16 protein-coding genes are annotated in these 19,906 nt (G+C 45.7%); 8 read left to right on the forward strand and 8 right to left on the reverse strand.

Features of this window, described 5'->3' with window-relative positions; all coding sequences use genetic code 11:
* Positions 1 to 7 precede the first annotated feature (7 nt).
* The 3 genes from R7R78_RS10210 to R7R78_RS10220 all read right to left on the reverse strand — a co-directional run bounded on the left by R7R78_RS10210 (position 8) and on the right by R7R78_RS10220 (position 4,781).
* Positions 8 to 1,750, reverse strand: a complete 1,743-nt coding sequence (locus R7R78_RS10210) for a hypothetical protein (RefSeq protein ID WP_225473493.1) — start codon at positions 1,748 to 1,750, stop codon at positions 8 to 10.
* Entirely contained in the window at positions 1,713 to 3,080 is a 1,368-nt protein-coding gene (gene xerC / locus R7R78_RS10215) for a tyrosine recombinase XerC (protein ID WP_225473494.1), read from the reverse strand. Before xerC ends, R7R78_RS10210 begins: the two co-directional genes overlap by 38 nt.
* 189 nt (positions 3,081 to 3,269) lie before the next feature.
* A complete protein-coding gene (locus R7R78_RS10220) occupies positions 3,270 to 4,781 on the reverse strand; it encodes a hypothetical protein (protein ID WP_225473495.1) in 1,512 nt (503 codons plus the stop codon).
* A gap of 152 nt (positions 4,782 to 4,933) precedes the next feature.
* Between R7R78_RS10220 and R7R78_RS10225 the strand changes: the two genes are divergently transcribed.
* Complete coding sequence (locus tag R7R78_RS10225; protein WP_225473496.1) at positions 4,934 to 5,308, forward strand: hypothetical protein; 375 nt, start codon at positions 4,934 to 4,936, stop codon at positions 5,306 to 5,308.
* 265 nt (positions 5,309 to 5,573) lie between these two features.
* Here the strand turns inward: R7R78_RS10225 and gorA are convergent, their stop codons facing one another.
* Both gorA and R7R78_RS10235 read right to left on the reverse strand, forming a co-directional pair.
* Positions 5,574 to 6,932: a glutathione-disulfide reductase gene (gene gorA / locus R7R78_RS10230; RefSeq protein ID WP_225473498.1), complete on the reverse strand. Its 1,359-nt coding sequence runs from the start codon at positions 6,930 to 6,932 to the stop codon at positions 5,574 to 5,576.
* A 259-nt stretch (positions 6,933 to 7,191) separates the two neighbouring features.
* Entirely contained in the window at positions 7,192 to 8,031 is an 840-nt protein-coding gene (locus R7R78_RS10235; protein ID WP_130544880.1) for a 23S rRNA (adenine(2030)-N(6))-methyltransferase RlmJ, read from the reverse strand.
* A gap of 399 nt (positions 8,032 to 8,430) precedes the next feature.
* On the opposite strand from R7R78_RS10235, the gene prlC reads away from it, so the two are divergent.
* Positions 8,431 to 10,473 carry an oligopeptidase A gene (gene prlC, locus R7R78_RS10240; RefSeq protein ID WP_017635033.1) on the forward strand — a complete coding sequence of 681 codons (2,043 nt, stop codon included), beginning with the start codon at positions 8,431 to 8,433 and terminating at the stop codon, positions 10,471 to 10,473.
* Between the two features lie 55 nt (positions 10,474 to 10,528).
* Here the strand turns inward: prlC and asnC are convergent, their stop codons facing one another.
* The gene (asnC, locus tag R7R78_RS10245) at positions 10,529 to 10,993 is read right to left on the reverse strand and encodes a transcriptional regulator AsnC (RefSeq protein ID WP_086046422.1); all 465 of its coding nucleotides are present in this window, start codon (positions 10,991 to 10,993) and stop codon (positions 10,529 to 10,531) included.
* 113 nt (positions 10,994 to 11,106) lie between these two features.
* On the opposite strand from asnC, the gene R7R78_RS10250 reads away from it, so the two are divergent.
* The 3 genes from R7R78_RS10250 (at position 11,107) to R7R78_RS10260 (ending at position 15,860) form a co-directional block, all read left to right on the forward strand.
* The gene (locus R7R78_RS10250; RefSeq protein ID WP_213891690.1) at positions 11,107 to 14,232 is read left to right on the forward strand and encodes an EAL domain-containing protein; all 3,126 of its coding nucleotides are present in this window, start codon (positions 11,107 to 11,109) and stop codon (positions 14,230 to 14,232) included.
* Between the two features lie 89 nt (positions 14,233 to 14,321).
* Complete coding sequence (locus R7R78_RS10255) at positions 14,322 to 15,101, forward strand: class I SAM-dependent methyltransferase (RefSeq protein ID WP_005382933.1); 780 nt, start codon at positions 14,322 to 14,324, stop codon at positions 15,099 to 15,101.
* Positions 15,102 to 15,287: 186 nt separating this feature from the next.
* Positions 15,288 to 15,860, forward strand: a complete 573-nt coding sequence (locus R7R78_RS10260) for a hypothetical protein (RefSeq protein ID WP_053349764.1) — start codon at positions 15,288 to 15,290, stop codon at positions 15,858 to 15,860.
* A 68-nt stretch (positions 15,861 to 15,928) separates the two neighbouring features.
* Here R7R78_RS10260 and R7R78_RS10265 read toward each other — a convergent pair whose 3' ends face one another.
* Both R7R78_RS10265 and uspA read right to left on the reverse strand, forming a co-directional pair.
* Positions 15,929 to 16,807 (reverse strand): carboxylate/amino acid/amine transporter, encoded by an 879-nt coding sequence (locus R7R78_RS10265; protein WP_065274996.1) that lies wholly within the window; start codon positions 16,805 to 16,807, stop codon positions 15,929 to 15,931.
* 64 nt (positions 16,808 to 16,871) lie between these two features.
* Positions 16,872 to 17,297, reverse strand: a complete 426-nt coding sequence (gene uspA / locus R7R78_RS10270) for a universal stress protein UspA (protein ID WP_149192279.1) — start codon at positions 17,295 to 17,297, stop codon at positions 16,872 to 16,874.
* A 282-nt stretch (positions 17,298 to 17,579) separates the two neighbouring features.
* Here uspA and ftnA point away from each other — a divergent pair, with 282 nt between their 5' ends.
* The 3 genes from ftnA (at position 17,580) to R7R78_RS10285 (ending at position 19,896) form a co-directional block, all read left to right on the forward strand.
* Positions 17,580 to 18,107, forward strand: a complete 528-nt coding sequence (ftnA, locus tag R7R78_RS10275; RefSeq protein ID WP_005379167.1) for a non-heme ferritin — start codon at positions 17,580 to 17,582, stop codon at positions 18,105 to 18,107.
* 91 nt (positions 18,108 to 18,198) lie between these two features.
* Positions 18,199 to 18,522: a universal stress protein UspB gene (gene uspB, locus R7R78_RS10280; RefSeq protein ID WP_005379169.1), complete on the forward strand. Its 324-nt coding sequence runs from the start codon at positions 18,199 to 18,201 to the stop codon at positions 18,520 to 18,522.
* Positions 18,523 to 18,702: 180 nt separating this feature from the next.
* A complete protein-coding gene (locus R7R78_RS10285; RefSeq protein WP_222712374.1) occupies positions 18,703 to 19,896 on the forward strand; it encodes an NAD(P)/FAD-dependent oxidoreductase in 1,194 nt (397 codons plus the stop codon).
* The last annotated feature ends 10 nt before the right edge of the window (positions 19,897 to 19,906 follow it).

Here is a 19,906-nt window from a genome sequence, read left to right on the forward strand (position 1 = left end):
TTTGTCCTCAGCTAATATTGACACTATCTATACCCATCCACAGGGGATGACGACCTTCATCTGCTAATTTTCTTCTGGCTTGCTGAACAACTTTGGGACTTAATTGTTTTAAGCGGAGGTCAATCTTTGCTAAGGCTTCGCCAAAATTTTTCTGATAATGAGCATTATCTATATGCAGGCATGCCGATTCTTCAATGTATTCGCGAAAACTAATAGCGCACCATAAATCAGTTACCGATTCGACAAGCACTTGATGTCCGCAGCTCCAACATTTGATTAAATCGGCACATGCTAGATTTTCACTTTCAGTTATGAGCCCATGTGCTCGTGCTCTTGATGTAAACTTCTCAGCCATTGCTCCCATCGGCTCTTTGCAATAACTGCCGTGAGCGCTACGAGTGGGAGGAGATGCTCGTCGGATGTATGCTTCATAGGTAAGTACTTCCACTTTTTGTGCTTCTCTAACCTTTTGTTTCGCTGACTCTACACTTTGTCTGTCACGCACGATCTGTTCTAAAGTTTGGCTTGTATCTCGGTTCATCAGATCGTTTTCATACTTGTTTCCACTTGAGTATGCATGAGCAACCGTCTGAGGAGTGTTATCCAGAAGAATTGCAGCTTCCAGTGTACCTTTTAGTGCCAAAGTTAAATGACTGCCTGTGGCGCGGAAGCGTCTTGGTACAGGCCATAGTATTTCTCCTTGTTCATCGGTCATCGGAAAGTACCTAGCTAACCATTTAGCTTTGAAGTCATTAAGTAGACATCCGCTCATCATCTGAACTTTTCTTTTTCTGTAGCTGTAAGCTGGTAACAGCAAACCATCAGGATTAGGATCGACCAGTTTTGAGGCGGTCATTAACTGGTCAAAAAATTGGGTTGCATACTTAGGAATTTCTAGCTTGTTATGATCCCCTAGCTCTACAGTAATAGTTTTAAATGCCCTTCGTTTAAATGCAGGCATTTGATACCAATTACTTGATATAGCATTGGTTTTAGTTTGTGGACGTCTTAAGCTGTACAAAATGGTGCTATTGCTCCATGTGTAATAACTTAAGAGGAATGTGGCAGCATAAAAAATTTTTGATGCGCCACCGGCTACGGGGTAATCTTTTCCCTTCCAAGAGAATACCATTGTCTGAGCGTTGGAACTTGCTTGAATATGAAGCTCAGGATCGATAATAAATTGCTGATACAACTGCTTAAAAATACTTCTTAGCAAAGGAAGTAACTGCTTCAAATCTGCATCACTATATCCGCGAGTCGGCTCTGTTTGGGAGCATCTAGAACGTCGTGGTTTTAAAGGCTCGATATTTTTAACTGATAGATGTTGCCACTGATATAAGGAAGATAAGTCAGAGCGCAGTCTGCTTTCAGTACTATCCTTTATTTCTCCTCGTCGCTGACGGATGGAGTTATATTCTAACTCTTTGACATATGCCATTTCCGATAGCGGCGAAAGTGGTGGCGTTTGTGAATCACAAAATGCAAAGTGCCTTCTCGCGGCTACAAATATGTTGCCTTTAGTCGCTGGTGATGCATCTTCTTTGCCTGTAATGGCGATGAACATTCTCTGTGCTATATCATCACGGTCTAATAGCTGAACATTTCCCTGCTTTATTTCATGTGTTTTAGGAACCCCACGATACCTGAATCGATTAAAGTCTAAGAGTGTATGTGCGTTTGCCCCGTTTCGTATGGGAATACAAAGATGTTCAACCCAGGGGGCTATTAATTTCAACGTCTTGCTCATTAGCTTCCTCTAATGCTTGGTGCATAATGCTGTCTAGTACAGATATCTTCTCTTTTAACGATTCTTTTCTTTTAAGGTACTGCAAGTACTTCCATGTCGTGTATTCATTCTTATGTCCCATCCACCCCATCAGTAAGCTCAGTGCATTCGCAGGCTCCATACCTGCTTCAAGTAGGCTATGTAGTCGGTAGGTTGCATAACTACATCTAAGATCATGAAACTTATGCTCAAATTGTATTCCTGACTTAATTATTGAGCGGCGAACTTCTCCAAAGCGAGAGCCTATTGTGTTTGGGTCGTATGGATTACCTTGTTGGCTAATAAATAAGGGTTCGTATCGCTGGGCTGTGGTCAGGGCGTTGAGTTTTTCCTTTGAGACATGAAAAGAGTGGGACTTTTTTATGTCATTGATGCCTTTGTGGAACTCAATTTTGCTAAGAAGTTTGTCAAGTCGGCACATTCGCCGCTCACTTATGGCATAAGTTTTCAAGTCTGATAAAAGGCGACTTGTTATCTCAATAGTTCGAGTTTTATTGTATTTTGTAGGTACACCATTACCTGGTCCTATTGTTAACTCGAAATGAGTTATAGAACCTGAGCGTTGAACCGATTGCTCTAGTGCGGCCAAAGTCAATCCTGATGCTTCTTGGATACGTAAGCCGGATTGAGCTGCGAGTAAACAGATCAGCCTAAATTCGCAAGGCACATTACGTAAATGTAGAGCCAAATGAGTGAGTGAAATTTGAGTTAAGGGCTTTAGTCCCCGAATATTCTTACTGGTTGCATCCCTCGGCGTTCTGATGCGCAAGTCTGTAGTTTGGACCAGAAATTTAGGCATCATATGAGCTAGCATGTCGCTTCTCTGTATTCTTACAAATTCGATTTCGAAGGGTTTGTGTTTCTCGCTGATGTGGTAATAACGTTCATGTGCTGCCCATAAATAAAACTGGACGACATGTGTCATATACGTGTTGGCAGTTGAGTATGCGAGCTCACCAGCTTTAACACTCTTGAGAAGTTTATCATTCCTATATCGATATGTAGGCTTTAAACCTTTTGCTAATGGGAAGACATCCCAGATTAAATTTTCTGATTCTAGAAAATTCCAATAATGCAAAAGCGCTCGTGCGTAGGAACTTAGATTTTCAAGCCGTTTGCTCGCTTTAAGATGAATGAACCAGTGATTTACTGGTGCAACATATCCCCAGTTTTGGTCATAAATAGTAGGCAATGACCCTAGATTTCGGCCATTCAGAAACTCTATAGGGTCCGTTTCAGTGATGATTTCACCACCTATATGTACGTCGTCTGATTTGATCAAGTAAGCCACGGGATGAACTTTGTAATAACTGTTGGTTCATCCAGTATCTGCTACTGCTATCAAGATCCTAAGGCCTGTAATGTACCAATTTGGGCAGTTTGAGCGCTTTCATTGAATGGTAAAAGTTGCTAGCACTTTCACATGTGAAAGTTTTTGGGGATATTCGTAGAAGGTCCATACGGACCGATACCACAGTAGCTATTCCCTTGGGGGAAGACATTGGAGAACATACTGGTAGATTAGGCCTACGTTCATTGGTTCTGCCCTCGCAAGAAGCCGTTCCATGAAGAGGTTTCTTTCTAGCTTTTCAATATCATCACTAATCTTGTCCAAGTTGTTTCCCCGGATATAGTCCAAGACCCTCTTTGTATTCGGATTAGGCTGCATCGATTCAATTACTGCCAGTGGTGTTTGAGGCATGTTACTTAGAACCGACATTTTCAAACTTCCTAGACTACGTGCTTTGGCTAAAGCATACTCACTTCGTTTTCGCAGGTAGAAGGAGTACAACTCAGGGATGCTGGCAAAGTCAGGGGAGCCAATCCTCAAAATATCTTCGATGGTTTGAGGGTTCTGTTCCGCCAGCTTCTTGATAGCCGCTGGGATGGATGTGTCGCGTTTCCCACTCTTGGTACCATCGCTTTCAATCCTGAGTTGGTTTAGGGCATCTGCGGCAAGGGCATTTGCTACTGCGTCAATACATATCTCCATGTCTTGAAATGCGATCGGTTCTGTTCCTTTGGACACCCAACTTCCGTTTAACTCTCGCAATGGGTTTGGCAATGGTAGCCTCATGCATAAAGCGGCTACCAGTTTATATTGTTGTGATGTAGCAGTAATTTGAAGGCCAGATGGATCTTTTTCGTTGGCTTCCAACTTGGCAAGTGAGGCTGTATCGAACGTGCCGGTAACCTTGCCTTTCAGATAGTTGTTCAACGCAGCGAAGTGTGTGACTGACGCAATTTGGCTGTACTTTAATATCTTCAGGCTTGGGGAGTCGGTGTCTTTCGTTCGATCCTTCAGAAAAGGAGAGATCAAGTCAGAGTTAGCGTGATTTGTTAATTTTTCAATGCAAATGTCGAGGCATTTTATCAGTCTTCGAATTCTATTTGGCTGGTAGAACAACATGTTTGCATAAAGCTCCGAGAGGTACCCACCGTATTCTTCACTAAAGGCAAAATCTTTTCTCGGGTAAAACACTCTGAGGTCTGTAGACCAAATATCACTCTCAGCCGCCAACTGGCGAATGAAGCTAGGACTTGCTTTATGCAGATGAGCAAGTAAATAAATGCACCTCAGCATATCGTCGTGGTGTGGCTTGTCAGCGTCAGTCTCTGTGCCTTTCTTTATGTACACTTGCTTCCAGCCTTGCTTCTTTTTGGTAGTACCGAGAATCGGGTTTAAATACTTGTTCAGTGCTGATTCATTGAAGTTTTTCCAAAAGCCAGTTCCCGAATCAAGATCGTCCAAGCACTCAAGCTCTTTCTGCAAACCGGCGAAAGTTAGAGGTGCCGAGCCAGTAATAGAGGGCTTTAGGAAGTCATAGTCTGATAGTTGCTCAAAAAACTCAGACGGTTGGTTACGTAGACGAATCTCATATGGGAGAAGATAACCTTCTCCATTATCTATAGGTTTGTAGTTCCCTGCATGCCTTCTACGGAGTGAGTCTTTGTTTGTAATTTCCAGCTTTTCCTTGACTGTTTCTTTCACAAAAACCTCGCTTATCAATTTTTTCGGCTTTTTGGCGACCGACCTAGAAGTAATCTAACCATGTCGATTAGGGGGCACTATTTTGCATCACTTTAACCGCTCCTCAATATGGCAACTTAATGAAATTTGTAACTAATGCAAGGGAATAGGGTATGTCTAAAGAAAAGAACAAAGCTCAAAAAGTTATCAATAAAGCTGCAGATACGGCGACGGATAGTATCGAAGCTATTATGCCAGCAACTACCAAAGCTGGCGGCGTAGTGAACCGTGTCGCATCGCTGGATAAAGCAGGTGTAGATCATGAAGTGATTGCCCTTCAGATGACAAAAAACTCTGCGCGAGGAAACAAGTACGAGAAAGAGGAAATTCCAACGCTCGTGAAGGTCTACGAAGACTGTAAGACCCGCGTCCCTCTGAGCGCGAAGTCGGCCAGGACACTTGTACAAGACCAGGAAAAATACGGTAGTCAGCAAAAAGGGGAAGAAGAGAATATAGACGGTAGCGCCTCGCCATCTCCCTCAGTATGAGGAGCTCTTGAAAGAGAGGCATAAAATAGATGCTAAGAAAAGGCGCCACAGGTGCCTTTTTTCGCCCATACCATTAATTGTTCCAATGGTCTCATCAAGCTGAAAACATTCCTCTGTCAAAGAATGACCGTGGTTTTGTAAGAAGGAATGGGGCGCAAACGTTTTATAGTTGATTGCGTATCGAAGAGCCAGTAAAGGCCAGAGAATGATGCTCTGGCCTATCAGTTTTTCTACAGTACAAACGTGTGTAGGTGGGTTTTCGACATTAACCCCTCATAGTAACGAACTCTTCTGAGCCCGTCGGGTGGATAGCCACAACAGAGTCGAAGTCTGCTTTGGTTGCGCCCATCTTCATTGCTACGCCGAAGCCTTGGATCATTTCATCTACCGTGAAACCGATGCCGTGTAGACCAACAACCGTTTCTTCTTCACCCGCACATACAAGCTTCATCTTACATGGTTGACGGTGCTTAGTAACGGCGGTGTACATCGCCGTGAAGCCAGATGTGTAGACTTTGATGTTGTCTTTGCCGTACTTCTCTTCCGCTTCTTGCGTTGTAAGACCGATAGTGCCGATTGGTGGGTGGCTAAATACCACAGTTGGTACCAAATCGTAGTCCATCTTCGCGTTTGGTTTGTTGTTGAACAAACGCTCAGAAAGTTGACGACCCGCTTTCACTGCTACTGGTGTTAGCTCGATACCGCCTTCCATGATGTCACCCACACAGTAGATGCCTTTCACGTTGGTTTCTTGGTATTCGTCTACCTTAATGTAACCTTTTTCGTTCGTTGCAACACCAGTTGACGCTAGGTTGATTGCGTCTGTCGCTGGGTGACGACCGATTGCCCAAATCAGTTGGTCAAAGTTTTGGCTTTCACCGTTTTCTAGGTGCAGAGTTAGGCTGCCATCGGCTTCTTTTACCACTTCTTTTGGTACAGAGTGGGTGTGCAGTTTTGGACCTTCTGCGTCCATCACTTCAACCAATGTATCGATGATCATTGGATCGAAGCTACGCAGTGGTGACTCTTTACGTACGAACAGGTGCGTTTCTGTACCTAGCGCGTGCAGTACGCCAGCAATTTCAACTGCGATGTAGCCTGCGCCAACAACCGCAACGCGTTTTGGTTGCTCTGCTAGGTCGAAGAAGCCGTTTGAATCGATGCCGTATTCAGCGCCTGGAATGTTTGGAATAGTAGGACGACCACCAACCGCGATCAGGATGTGATCTGCTGTGTAGTGTTCACCGTTTACTTCGACAGTTTTTTCGTCAACAAACTTAGCAAAGCCTTTAATCACGTTTACTCTATTGTTGCCAAGAACGCGATCGTAAGATTGGTGAATACGACCAATGTACGCCTGACGGCTCTCAACCAGTTTGCTCCAGTCGAAACCTTTCACGTCGACATCAAAACCGTAATCTTCTGCGTACAGGTTCATCGCTTCTGCGATTTGCGCGCCATGCCACATCACTTTTTTCGGTACACAACCTACGTTGACACAGGTACCGCCAAGGTCTTGAGCTTCGATTAGCGCAACTTTCGCGCCGTACATCGCCGCACGGTTTGCAGATGCGATGCCGCCACTGCCGCCACCGATACAGATATAGTCAAAATGAGTCGCCATTACTTTCTCCAAGAGCTTATAAATTTTATCTGGTACATAGATAGATTGGGATGACCTTGTCCGAACTCAATGCCACCGTTATCCCACTATCATAAATCGAATTCGACTAATTCCTAAATGGGAAAAAGCGACAATACTTATGACAAATAGCGATGAGAGGCACAAAAAGAAGAATAAGCACGACTGGAGGGAGAAGGTGAGAGCATAAAAAAGCGCAACGAGAATATCGTTGCGCTTGAAGATATCGGTACTGAAGTGCTTACTCTGGCACAATCCAGTCCACTTTCCAGTGGCCAGTTGCTGGTGCGATCGCGCCTTGCAGGAATGGCAGAATCTCTTTCATCTGGCTTTCCAGTTTCCATGGCGGGTTAATCACAATCATGCCGGATGCCGTCATGCCGCGCTCGTTGGTATCTGGTGCAACACCTAACTCGATTTGCAGAATTTTACGAATGCCCAGTGCTTCCAAGCCTTCGATCATATCTTCGATGTCGTGACGGTTTACCACTGGGTACCAAATCGCGTAGATACCGGTTGCCCAACGTTTATGGCTCTGATGAATCGCTCGTACCACATCGCGGTACTCTTTCGCGAGTTCGTATGGTGGGTCAATCAGCACCAAACCACGACGTTCTTGTGGCGGTAAGCTTGCTTTGAGGCGTTGGAACCCGTCCTCTTTGAAGATGCTCACTTGGCGATCACGATGGAATTCTTGCTCTAACAATGGGTGATCGGCCGGGTGCAACTCGGTCAGCACCATGCGATCTTGTGGGCGGATTTGCGCGCGCGCTACACGTGGTGAGCCTGGGTAGTAACGCAGCTTCTCGCCGTTGTTGAGCACTTTAATGGCATCGATGTAGCTTTTGATGTCTTCAGGAATGCTTGGGTTATCCCAAATACGTGCGATGCCTTGTTTGTATTCGCCCGTTTTTTCAGACCATTCGTGAGTCAGATCGTAACGGCCCACACCCGAGTGGGTATCGTGATAAACGAATGGCTTATCTTTTTGTTTCAGCGCATCAAGAATGAGGCTTTGAACGATGTGTTTGACCACGTCGGCATGGTTGCCAGCGTGGAAGCTGTGGCGGTAACTTAACAAATTAAACTCTCGAAACACTCTTTGGCTGAGTGTGGTCTGTGATTTTCACTCTATGGCGGTATTATACTCAAGTAACTTAAAGATGTAGAACTTCCAATCAAATCTGTTCCTCTGATAAGGGGACGCTATTGAAATTTCTTTAAGTCACCCACACTTACTATTGGTAATCGAATTGAACTAGGTGAGTTTCTCGCACTCAAAAGGGTGTGAAATTTCATTTAGGTATAACAAGACTCAAGGACAGAGTAGCGCTGGTTGACTATATGATGGTCATCGCGGCATAGAGAAAGGGAACGGAGCTCCCCCAATCCATGTTGCTGGCTCGTCTGTACATTGAGTTGGCCTATCTACACAAAATAGACAGGCAATCACAGAGTCAAAACACAAAAGGAATTATTCATGTCTAATCCTCTTCTGACGTTTACGGACCTACCTCCGTTTTCTCAAATTAAACCAGAACACATCAAGCCTGCCGTTGAGCAAGCGATTGCTGACTGCCGAGCAAAAATCGATGAAGTTCTACAAGACAACGCTCACCCAACTTGGGACAGTGTGATTGCGCCAATTGAAGAAGCGGATGATCGCTTAAGCCGCATCTGGTCGCCAGTGGGTCACATGAACTCGGTAGTGAACAGCGAAGAGCTACGTGAAGCTTACGAAAGTTGCCTACCAATTTTGTCAGAGTACGGCACTTGGGTTGGTCAGCACAAAGGGTTGTACGAAGCGTACAAAACCATCAAAGCGAGCGAAGAATTTGCAACGTTAACTCGTGCCCAGCAGAAAACCATCACTGATGCACTGCGTGATTTCGAGTTATCAGGCATTGGTTTGCCATCCGATGAGCAGCACCGTTACGGCGAGATCAGCAAACGTATGTCTGAGCTGAGCTCTAAATTCTCTAACAATGTGCTGGATGCCACCATGGGTTGGACCAAGCACATCACAGACGAGAAAGACCTAGCAGGTATGCCAGAATCGGCGCTGGCAGCAGCGAAAGCTGCCGCAGAAGCAAAAGAGTTAGATGGTTACCTCATTACGCTAGATATCCCATCTTACCTACCTGTCATGACGTACTGCGATAACCAAGAGTTGCGTAAAGAAGTGTACGAAGCGTACGTGACGCGCGCTTCTGATCGAGGTCCAAACGCAGGCAAATGGGATAACTCAGAAATCATTACTGAGCAGCTAAAACTGCGCCATGAAATTTCACGTATGCTAGGTTTCAATACTTATAGTGAAAAGTCGTTAGCAACAAAGATGGCTGAAACGCCGGATCAAGTGCTGGGCTTCCTGAATGACCTAGCGACACGAGCGAAACCGCAAGGTGAACGTGAAGTCGAAGAGTTACGTCAGTTTGCGAAAAGTGAGTTTGGTGTTGAAGAGCTGAACGTTTGGGATATCGCTTACTACAGCGAGAAACAAAAGCAGCACCTGTTCCAAATTTCGGATGAAGAACTGCGCCCATACTTCCCAGAGTCAAAAGTCGTGAGCGGTCTGTTTGAAGTGCTAAACCGCGTGTTTGGCATGACCGTTACTGAGCGCGAAGGCGTAGACACTTGGCATGAGTCCGTGCGCTTTTTCGATATCTTTGATGCTGAAGGCACACTCCGTGGCAGCTTCTACCTAGATCTCTACGCTCGTGAACACAAACGTGGCGGCGCGTGGATGGATGATTGTCGTGGTCGTCGCGTTACGCTATCTGGCGAGCTGCAAACGCCGGTTGCGTATCTAACGTGTAACTTCAACCGTCCAGTGGGCGACAAACCAGCACTGTTCACGCACGATGAAGTCGTGACGTTATTCCATGAGTTTGGTCATGGAATCCACCACATGTTGACGCAAGTTGATACAGGTGCTGTTTCAGGTATTAATGGCGTGCCTTGGGATGCGGTTGAGCTACCAAGTCAGTTCCTAGAAAACTGGTGTTGGGAAGAGGATGCGCTGGCGTTCATTTCTGGTCACTATGAGACAGGTGAGCCGCTACCGAAAGCGATGCTAGACAAAATGCTCGCAGCGAAAAACTTCCAATCTGCGATGGGTATTTTGCGTCAGCTAGAATTCGGCTTGTTCGACTTCACGCTTCACACTGAATATGACCCAGAAGTGGGTGCGCGTGTACTGGAAACTTTGGCGAAAGTGAAAGAGAAAGTCGCGGTAGTTCCTGCGGTTGAGTGGGCGCGTTTCTCACACAGCTTCGGCCATATTTTTGCTGGTGGCTACAGTGCGGGTTACTACAGCTACCTATGGGCTGAAGTGCTGTCGTCAGACGCGTATTCTCGCTTTGAAGAAGAAGGCATCTTCAACAAAGAGACGGGTCTAAGCTTCCTGAACAACATCCTAGAAATGGGGGGCAGTGAAGAGCCAATGGAGCTGTTTAAGCGCTTCCGTGGCCGCGAGCCACAAATCGATGCACTGTTGCGCCATTCGGGTATTGCGGCGTAAATTGAGCAAAAAACATCAAGGCCAACCGTTCGGTTGGCCTTTTTTATAAAAAATTTTACGGATTTACGTTGCGGTTGATCGGGTTCTGCAACGATATCAATGTCTCCGTGGACTGAACCTCATCAATGGCTTGCAGCTTGTCGATCAGTACAAATTGCAGCTCTTCAATCGATTTGCACATCAATTTGACGAATATGTTATACGCGCCCGTGGTGTAGTAAGCTTCAACGACTTCGTCGAGCGCGTTGAGTTTTTCTAACGCGGAGTGGTAATCACGAGCTGCATTGAGGTTAATACCAATAAAGCAGCACACATCGTAGCCAAGCTTTTTAGTATTGATGATCACCTCCGTTCCTTCGATGATGTCCGCCGACTTCATCTTCTCGATACGCACATGGATAGTGGCAGGGCTGACATCGAACTGCTTTGCCATTTCTGCGTAGGGCGTTCTGGCGTCAGCCATCAGTGTTTTTAATATTGCGCGGTCAAGGTCGTCGAGTTTCGGCAGGCTCGTATTCATACTATGATTTCCGTTAGGGATAGAGTTTTACCTCCCTTTTATACTCATAGCGGATAGGATTCACAAGGTTTGGCAGGAGTAACTGCGGGTTAACTCCGAGCTATGGAGATAATGTGCAGCGTTTTCTGGTTATTGCCGCGCTATGTTGGAGCGCGTTTGCTACGGCCTCAGATCCGAAGGTGTTGGTCGTGCACTCCTATCATCAGGGTTTTTTCTGGACGGACTCCATACAGCGAGGCATCGAGCAACAGCTGGGCGATCGAGCGCTGGACATGCGTGTGCTCTATCTAGACTCGAAACGTAACCAGAGTGAGCAGTTTTTTGCGCAACTAAAATCCTTGTATCTTACGAAATTACGCAAAGAGCGATTCGATGCCATTTTAGTGAGCGATAACAATGCACTTGAACTCATGCAGCGTTTAGCCCCAATCATCAAAGACACCCCAGTTATATTTAACGGCATTAATAACTACCATCCTTCTTTACATCGTTCTCTGAATGCAACCGGAGTCATGGAAGATGTCGATTTGGAAGCGAATCTCGCTCTTATTGAGCGCTTACATCCGAACTACACACAAGTTCTCATCGTCAGTGACCACTCGGTGACCGGTGAGGTGTTGCGTTATCAAATCGACAATTTTGTCCTCAAGTTCCCGCAATATCGAGACAAAATCGTACAAGTTGTCCCAGACAGTATCATCGATCTAAAACAACAAGTCGCAAAACTGAGTTCCGATAAAGTCGTCTTGTTCTGGACCTATTACCGAGATAAACAAGGTATGGTTGGCAGCGAGCGTGACTGGGTTGGTGTCAACAAAGTCTCAAACGCGCCGCTGTTTATGGTGCATGACATTGGTTTGGGTCATGGCGCAGTTGGAGGGGTTATTCAAAGTGGTTATCGGCATGGTATTGAGAGTGCAGAGATGCTTGAGTTCGTTTTGGATAACCCTGATCAGCCTCTGCCTGCGGTGAAAAAAAGTGATTCTGAAATAAAGCTCGATTACCAAGCGGTAGCGCGTTGGGGATTGGGGGCTGAACAAGAGGTTTCTGCGGTATTTTTTAATAAGCCAATGAAGCTTTCTGAACGTTTTGCCAAGGAAATTCGCCTGTTTGGTAGCCTGTTTGTGGTGATGTCGGTGGTCATTTTGCTGATGGGTTATTATTTACAGCGGATGCGTCGAAGTGAGAGCGCTGCGCGAGAAAGCCAGGCTATTCTAGAATCGATTTTCGATCAGAGCATGCAGTATATGGGCATTTTGGATGCCAACGGTGTGCTTAAATCGGGCAACGATCACCTTCAATCCTTACTTTATCACCAAGGACTGCGCTTAGACCGACCACTTTGGTTTCACCCCAACTGGAGTGAAAAAGCACAAGCGTTGCTTGAGGAGTATTTCCATGCGCCTCACCATCAAGTGTCGACGTTTGAAGCTGAAATTTGGAGTAAAGAACACGGCGCCTTGGTATTAGAAGTTTCGCTCAAGCCTTTTTCTCAGCAAGTAGGGAACCATAAGCAATACTTGTTTGAAGCGCGCGATATTACCAGTCGTAAATTGATGGAGGACAAGCTCTACCAACGTGAGTCAACCCTACGCAACTATTACGAGCAGCAGCCCGTGATGATGGTGACGCTTGATAGTAATAACCGAATTCAAGAAGTGAATCGATTTGCTCAACTACTTCTTGGCTACAAGCCGATGGACATGCTCGGACATCGCCTGAGGGAGTTCTATTTTGATGACAAAGTGCTGTTCCCTCGCCAAGTGTTATTGCAACCCAACCAGCAAGTGCATGGTGTTTGGCGACGTGAAGTCGAGTATCGTCATGCAAATGGTCATCGTGTTTGGGTGCGCGAGAATATTCGTCCGCTGAGTGAATCTGAGCAACTGCTGATTGTGGGCGAAGATATTACCGAAACCAAACTGCTCTCCGAGAAATTGGAATACCAAGCTCGCTATGACTTACTGACGGGGACTTACAACAGAAACCATTTTGAACTAGAGCTTAAGACCGCACTGTGCGAAGTGGACAGCCATCGTCGAGTCCACGCCATGTTGTACCTCGACTTAGATCAACTAAAAGTCCTCAATGATACGGTTGGGCATGATGCAGGTGATGCGGCGATTCAATTCTGCGCCAGTATGCTGGAAGGCGTTCTGCCGTACAATTCCATCTTGGCTCGAATGGGAGGCGATGAGTTTGCGGTGTTACTCAAAGACTGTGACGAATATGGCGCCATCAATATTGCCAAACTGATCATCTCGACACTAAGCGAACACCTCTTTATTTGGGAAGACACACGCCTGTTCATCAGTTGCTCAATTGGTATCCGTATCATCGATCATACCGCTGATACGCCACAAATGGTGCACGCTCAAGCAGACTCTGCTTGTCACGCCGCTAAAGAGCAAGGCCGTAACCGCTATAATCTATTCAGCTTAGATAACGAAGAGTTGCAGCGTCGTCAGATGGAAATGCAGAGCGTCAATTTGGTGCATGAGGCATTGTCGAATCAACGTTTAGAACTGTTTGCTCAACCGATAAAAAGCTTACAAAAGCACGAGACTCAAATGTATTTTGAGATTTTGGTGCGTATTCGCAATGGGTACGGTGATTATGTTTCTCCTGCGCTGTTTATCCCTGCTTCCGAGCGCTACAACATTGCCCATTGGATTGATAAGCAGGTTATTACTCAAACACTAGAGTGGTTTGAACAGCGTCCAGAGGTGGTTGAACAGCTTGGTCGCTGTTCGATAAACCTTTCGGGTCAATCTATGGGGAATCAAGAGTTTATTGACTTCTTATTGGAGCGATTGGAAAGTTCGACTCTGCCGTGTGAAAAAATCTGCTTAGAAATCACCGAGACAGCGGCGATGAGCAATCTGGATCAAGCCATTGAGCTGTTTACCAAGCTAAAGTCTTTGGGTTGCATGATTGCATTGGATGATTTCGGATCTGGATTGTCTTCATTTGGTTACTTAAAGAAACTTCCTGTCGATATCGTGAAAATTGATGGTCTTTTCGTGCAAGATATCAACGTAAATGAAATGGACCGCGTGATGGTTCGTTCAATCAATGACTTGGCGAAGCAACTAGGCAAAGTGACGGTGGCGGAGTTTGTCGAAAATGACCAGGTCATGCAGCATTTGATAGACCTCGGTGTGGACTACGGCCAAGGCTACGGTATTGGCCATCCTAAGCCGCTTTCTGAGCTAGTGGAGCAACTGACGGCTGTATAACCTCTGCGTAGCAAGCTCAACCTAGCATTAATAGGTAACTTAGGTATACACTCAGCGCCAGTTACCTCGATTTTTATTGGAGCCTCCTTTTGCAACTGCAATTGATCTGTGAAAACCCGTCTCAACAATCTCATCTTGATGAACTCGCTGCGCGTTGGCGGCTTTCTCATACTGACGATAGCGATTTTGCTTTGGTGCTAACCACCGAGCGTTTGGAGCTACGTAAAGTGGATGAACCAAAGCTGGGTGCAATCTTTGTGGATTTGATTGGTGGTGCGGTCGGTCATCGTCGCAAGTTCGGTGGTGGTAAAGGTCAGGCAATTGCGAAAGCGGCGGGGTTGAACAAAGGGGCAACGCCAACCGTGTTAGACGGCACGGCAGGTCTTGGTCGTGATGCGTTTGTGCTCGCCTCGCTAGGTTGTAAAGTGCAGATGGTCGAGCGTCATCCAGTCGTAGCGGCTTTGTTAGATGATGGCTTGGATCGAGCGAAACAAGACCCAGAAATCGGCACCTGGGTATCTGAGCGCATGTCGCTTATCCATGCTTCTAGCCATGATGCGCTGGAACAATTGGCGCAAGATAAAGACTTTGTCCAGCCAGATGTGGTGTATCTTGACCCGATGTATCCGCACCCAGAAAATAAAAAGAAGTCGGCGCTCGTGAAAAAAGAAATGCGCGTTTTCCAATCGTTGGTTGGCGCCGATTTGGACGCCGATGGCTTACTAGAACCAGCCATGGCGTTAGCCACAAAGCGTGTAGTAGTTAAACGCCCAGATTATGCTAACTGGCTGAACGAGAAAAAACCGACCATGGCGATTGAAACGAAAAAAAATCGCTTCGATGTCTATGTTAAAGCATCGATGGCATAACTTCCTGACGGCTCAACTTTTCTTGTCACAGTACGGTGTCTCGTGCTGTGACTCAGCCTCTCTTTCCTCGTCTCTATTGATAGTTTTCTCTTGCTAATTCCCTTCCCTGACTGTATATCTAACTAAGAATTATTATTATTTCACTTGTTGTGATGCGGTCGATAACTGGGAAGCTGGAGTAGTAGAATGGCTAAACGTTTATGTAAAATGAGTCGCAAACAGATCGCGGCAGAACTTGGTGATATCCATCGTTTAGTTGTCGCACCAAAATTCGTTTGTCGTTCTTGCGCACGCTCTTCATCGGCCAAAGATACCCTTTGTAAGCCAGCCGCAATTCCTCCACAAAAATGCCAAGACAAGCCATTGAGTGAGCAACAAGCATGTGGCTTATTGGTTGAAGCTCTGCCATCACAAGCGATTCCAGTGACCACGAAACAAAGCAACGAAAAAGCCGCGATTGTGAAGCGTGTTGTTGAGCGTGTGAAAGAGAAAAAACAAGCCGAAAAATCTCCGGAGCCAGTAAGAGCCGACGCACCAGTATGGTTTGATTTAGCGGATAAAAAATCGCTCAAGAAAGCGAAAAAAGCACTGAAAAAGCACTATAAGCAGCAAAAGAAGTTGCTAAAAGTGGCGAAAAAACAACAAAAGTTACTTAAGCGTCAGCGCAAGCTTGAAGCGCGCAATGCGAAACTAGAAGTGCTGCTGCCAACGCCACCTAATGCTTTGATGAACGCAATCTCACAAGCCAAAGTGCATTAATCAAACAAAAAACGCTCTCCAGTCGGAGAGAGTTTTTTATTGTCGAAATGTTTATAGGATTAGCTGCGTTACTTATTGGCGTAACTCATCTCTACGCGCTTTTTCACCCAGGTTTCGTTAATCCATAGGGATAGCATGATGATCGCACCGCCAATGGCGAGTCGCATGACATCAACATCGCGGTTCCAAATCACAATGTTTACAATCAAGCCCGCCGGAACCAATGCATTGTTCATTACTGCCAGTGCACCTGCGTTCACCATAGTCGCGCCTTTGTTCCAAGCAAAGTAACCAAAACCAGAAGCAATCAACCCAAGGTATGTCAGAATGCCCCATTGCGTTGTAGTGGTTGGTAGTTTGTCGAGGTTACCCATGAGCGCGAAAGCCACGGTTGCTACACAAAGTGCACCTAAGTAGAAGTAGCCAAACACGGTGTGTTGTGGCAAATCGACGGGTTCACTCTCCATGATATATTTGTAGCCCACCTGACCGATGGCAAAGCAGAGGTTTGCTCCTTGTACGACCAAAAAGCCCAGTAGGAAATCTTCATTAATGCCTGCAAATTTAATCCAGGCGGCACCAAATACGGCTATTGCTGCGGTAACTAAGTACCAAGGTGAAAAGCGACCTTTCAAGAAGTCATAGATTAGCGTGACGTAAATGGGTGTGAATACGGTGAACAGCAATACTTCTGGCACGGAAAGGAGCAAAAAAGATTGGTAGTAGAAGCAATACATCAAACCGAGCTGGAAGCCACCGACAGTCATCAGTTTCGCGATCAGGGGTTTGCTAACGCCACGGAATTTCAAAAAGGGAATGAAAACCAAACTCGCCAGTGCCACGCGCATGAACACCGAGAACCAAGAATCAACCTGACCGGCGAGGTAAACGCCGATCAGGCTAAATGAGAATGCCCAAAGTAGGGTAACTGCGGATAGATAAGCCATGGATGAGAATCTTTATCAACAACAAATGTGCCCGCAGTCTAACCAAGTTTTATCGTTGCGCCAATCAGTCTTTTAGCGGTACGACCAGCATATCGACTGGTGAGCAGTTAATCAGCTGTCGAGTCGAAGATAGAATCTTGCTCCAGAAATCTTGGTGATGACCACAAACCACCAAATCAATGCTGTAGTCTTGAATGGTATCGCACAGCTCATTACTCAAATCGCCACTACCGACTAAAGTATGGGCAATTGGGTATTGCGCATATTCTGCGAAGTTTGCCAATTGTGCGCGCGATGCTTCCATTGCTTGATGTTGCGCTTCTGCCATATTGATATCGATAAGCCCGGTGTAGAGTTCTGCGTAGTTCACGTCGATGTGAATAAAAGAGACTTTCGCATCCAGAGGTTTAGCCAGTGATACGGCTTTCTTAATCAACACTTTACTGTCGTCTGAAAGGTCGACTGCCACAAGTATGTGTTTGTAACTCATATTGCTATCTCCTTGTAAGGTCATAGTTTTAGATTAGCACCAACCCCAAAAAAAATTTGCTGAAGTGATCTCATATCGGTGCCGTAGGTACAAAGTCTTGTCTCAGTAATCATGTTATAGTGGCGTTATACCCAAGTGACTTTGATATGCTGAAATAGGCGTAGTGTTACTGACTAGAGTTGAAGTGAAACTTCGCCGTGTCTGCCAGACCAAGCTATTCTCGCAGCGTCACTTATTTCGAGGTTACTTGGGTATATTGCATGCACAATAATAGGAGTTAACATGCTGTCTCAAACTATGGTCGAACAATTGAATGAGCAAATTAACCTAGAATTTTTCTCATCCAATCTATACTTACAAATGAGTGCTTGGTGTGAAGACAAAGGTTTTGAAGGTGCGGCTGAATTTTTACGCGCTCACGCCGTAGAAGAAATGGAGCACATGCAACGCCTATTCACTTACGTGAGTGAAACTGGCTCAATGCCAATCTTAGGCGCTATTGATGCGCCTAAGCATGACTTTGCGAGCCTAGGTGACGTTTTCCGCGAGACATTTGAACATGAGCAAATGATCACGGAAAAAATCAACAAACTGGCGCACGTTGCATTTACTAGCCAAGACTACTCAACGTTTAACTTCCTACAGTGGTACGTGTCAGAACAGCACGAAGAAGAGAAGTTGTTTAAAGGGATTTTAGATAAGATCGAACTGGTAGGTGAAGACGGTAAAGCGTTGTTCTTCATCGACAAAGATCTAGCACAAATGGCGAAAGAAGGTTCATCTTCAATCATGGATGCTCCAGCTGCGTAAACGCGTTTTGGGACGTTGTAAGTAGCGGGTAAAGACGAAGTCTTGGTCGTCTTTTTCTCTTGAGCATTGTTGAAGATGTAGGGAGGAAAAGATGATCAGTGGAGACACAATCTTATTTGCGCTAATGGTGGTAACTGGAGTTAATATGGTCCGGTATCTCACCGCTCTTCGTTCTCTAATTTATATCATGCGTGAAGCGCACCCGCTGTTATATCAGCAAGTTGATGGTAATGGTTTTTTTACCACTCATGGAAATGTCACCAAGCAGGTGCGGTTGTATCACTACATTAAAAGTAAAGAATATCATCATCACCACGATGAAATTTTTACTGGTAAGTGTGAAAGAGTGCGTGAACTGTTTGTTCTATCGACCGCGTTGCTCGGCGTGACGCTACTTGCAGCCTTCATTCTCTAAGAGTCAATAATCTAGATAGTTGTTCTGTCTGAGATTTTACGGACATACAGAGCGCTTAGAGTTTAAGCGCTTTTCCCTTTCGGTATTTGTCGGTAGAATGTCGCGCCTAGAAAGCAAGGATGTGCAATGTGCACATCCTTTTTTATTTTGATTCGATACCAATCAGTCTAAGAGCTACCGATGAGTAAGAAATTTGATGTTGTTGTAATTGGCGCAGGCGCAGCAGGTTTAATGTGTGCTGCAGAAGCAGGCAAGCGAGGCCGCCGTGTTTTGGTGCTCGACCATGCTAAAAAGCCAGGACGTAAAATCCTTATCTCGGGCGGTGGTCGTTGTAACTTCACTAACTACGACGTTTCAGCTAATCACTATTTGTGTCAAAACCCGCACTTTGTTAAGTCGGCGCTCTCCCAATACACTAACTGGGATTTCATCTCGATGGTGTGTAAACATGGCATTGAGTTCGAAGAGCGTGATCACGGCCAGTTGTTTTGTGTCGATGCATTTACGGCCAAAGATATCGTGAAGATGTTGTTAGCTGAGTGTGACATGCCGAACATCGAGCAGCGTTACCAATGCGATGTTCATTCGATTGAAAAAATTGATGAAGGCTTTCGTTTGCATGCTGGCACTGAGATTGTCGAATGTGAGTCTTTAGTTATCGCAACAGGTGGCTTGTCGATGCCAAAACTGGGAGCGACACCATTTGGTTATAAAGTCGCGGAACAATTTGGTCTTCGAGTTATCCCAACCACGGCAGGGCTTGTACCATTTACTCTGCATAAAGAAGACAAAGAAGACTTTGCTGAGTTATCTGGTATCGCGGTACCTGCGGAAATTGCGGCTGAAGATGGCACCATGTTCAAAGAAGCCCTGTTGTTCACACATCGTGGGTTATCTGGTCCAGCAGTGTTACAGATTTCTTCATTCTGGCGGGCCGGACAAAAGGTGTTGATCAATCTTGTGCCAAACGATGATGTTGCTGAGTTATTAGAACGCAGTCGTGAGAAGCATCCAAATCAGTCACTCAAGAATACGCTTGCCAAAGTGCTGCCTAAGCGTCTGGTTGAAGTCTTAATTGAACGTAAAGAGCTAGTCGATAAACCGCTAAAACAGTTCAATCAAAAGGAGCTTGCGGCGATTGTGGAGCGCCTAGAGCATTGGGATATCGCCCCGAATGGCACTGAAGGCTACCGAACTGCGGAAGTGACACTCGGCGGTGTCGATACTGATCACTTATCCTCGAAAACCATGGAATGCAAAGACATTAAAGGGCTTTATTTTATTGGTGAGGTGATGGATGTGACTGGTTGGCTAGGGGGCTACAATTTTCAGTGGTGCTGGTCGAGCGGTTTTGTTGCGGGGCAGTGGGTTTAATCAAACACCA

This window comes from Vibrio sp. 2134-1 (assembly GCF_033339495.1).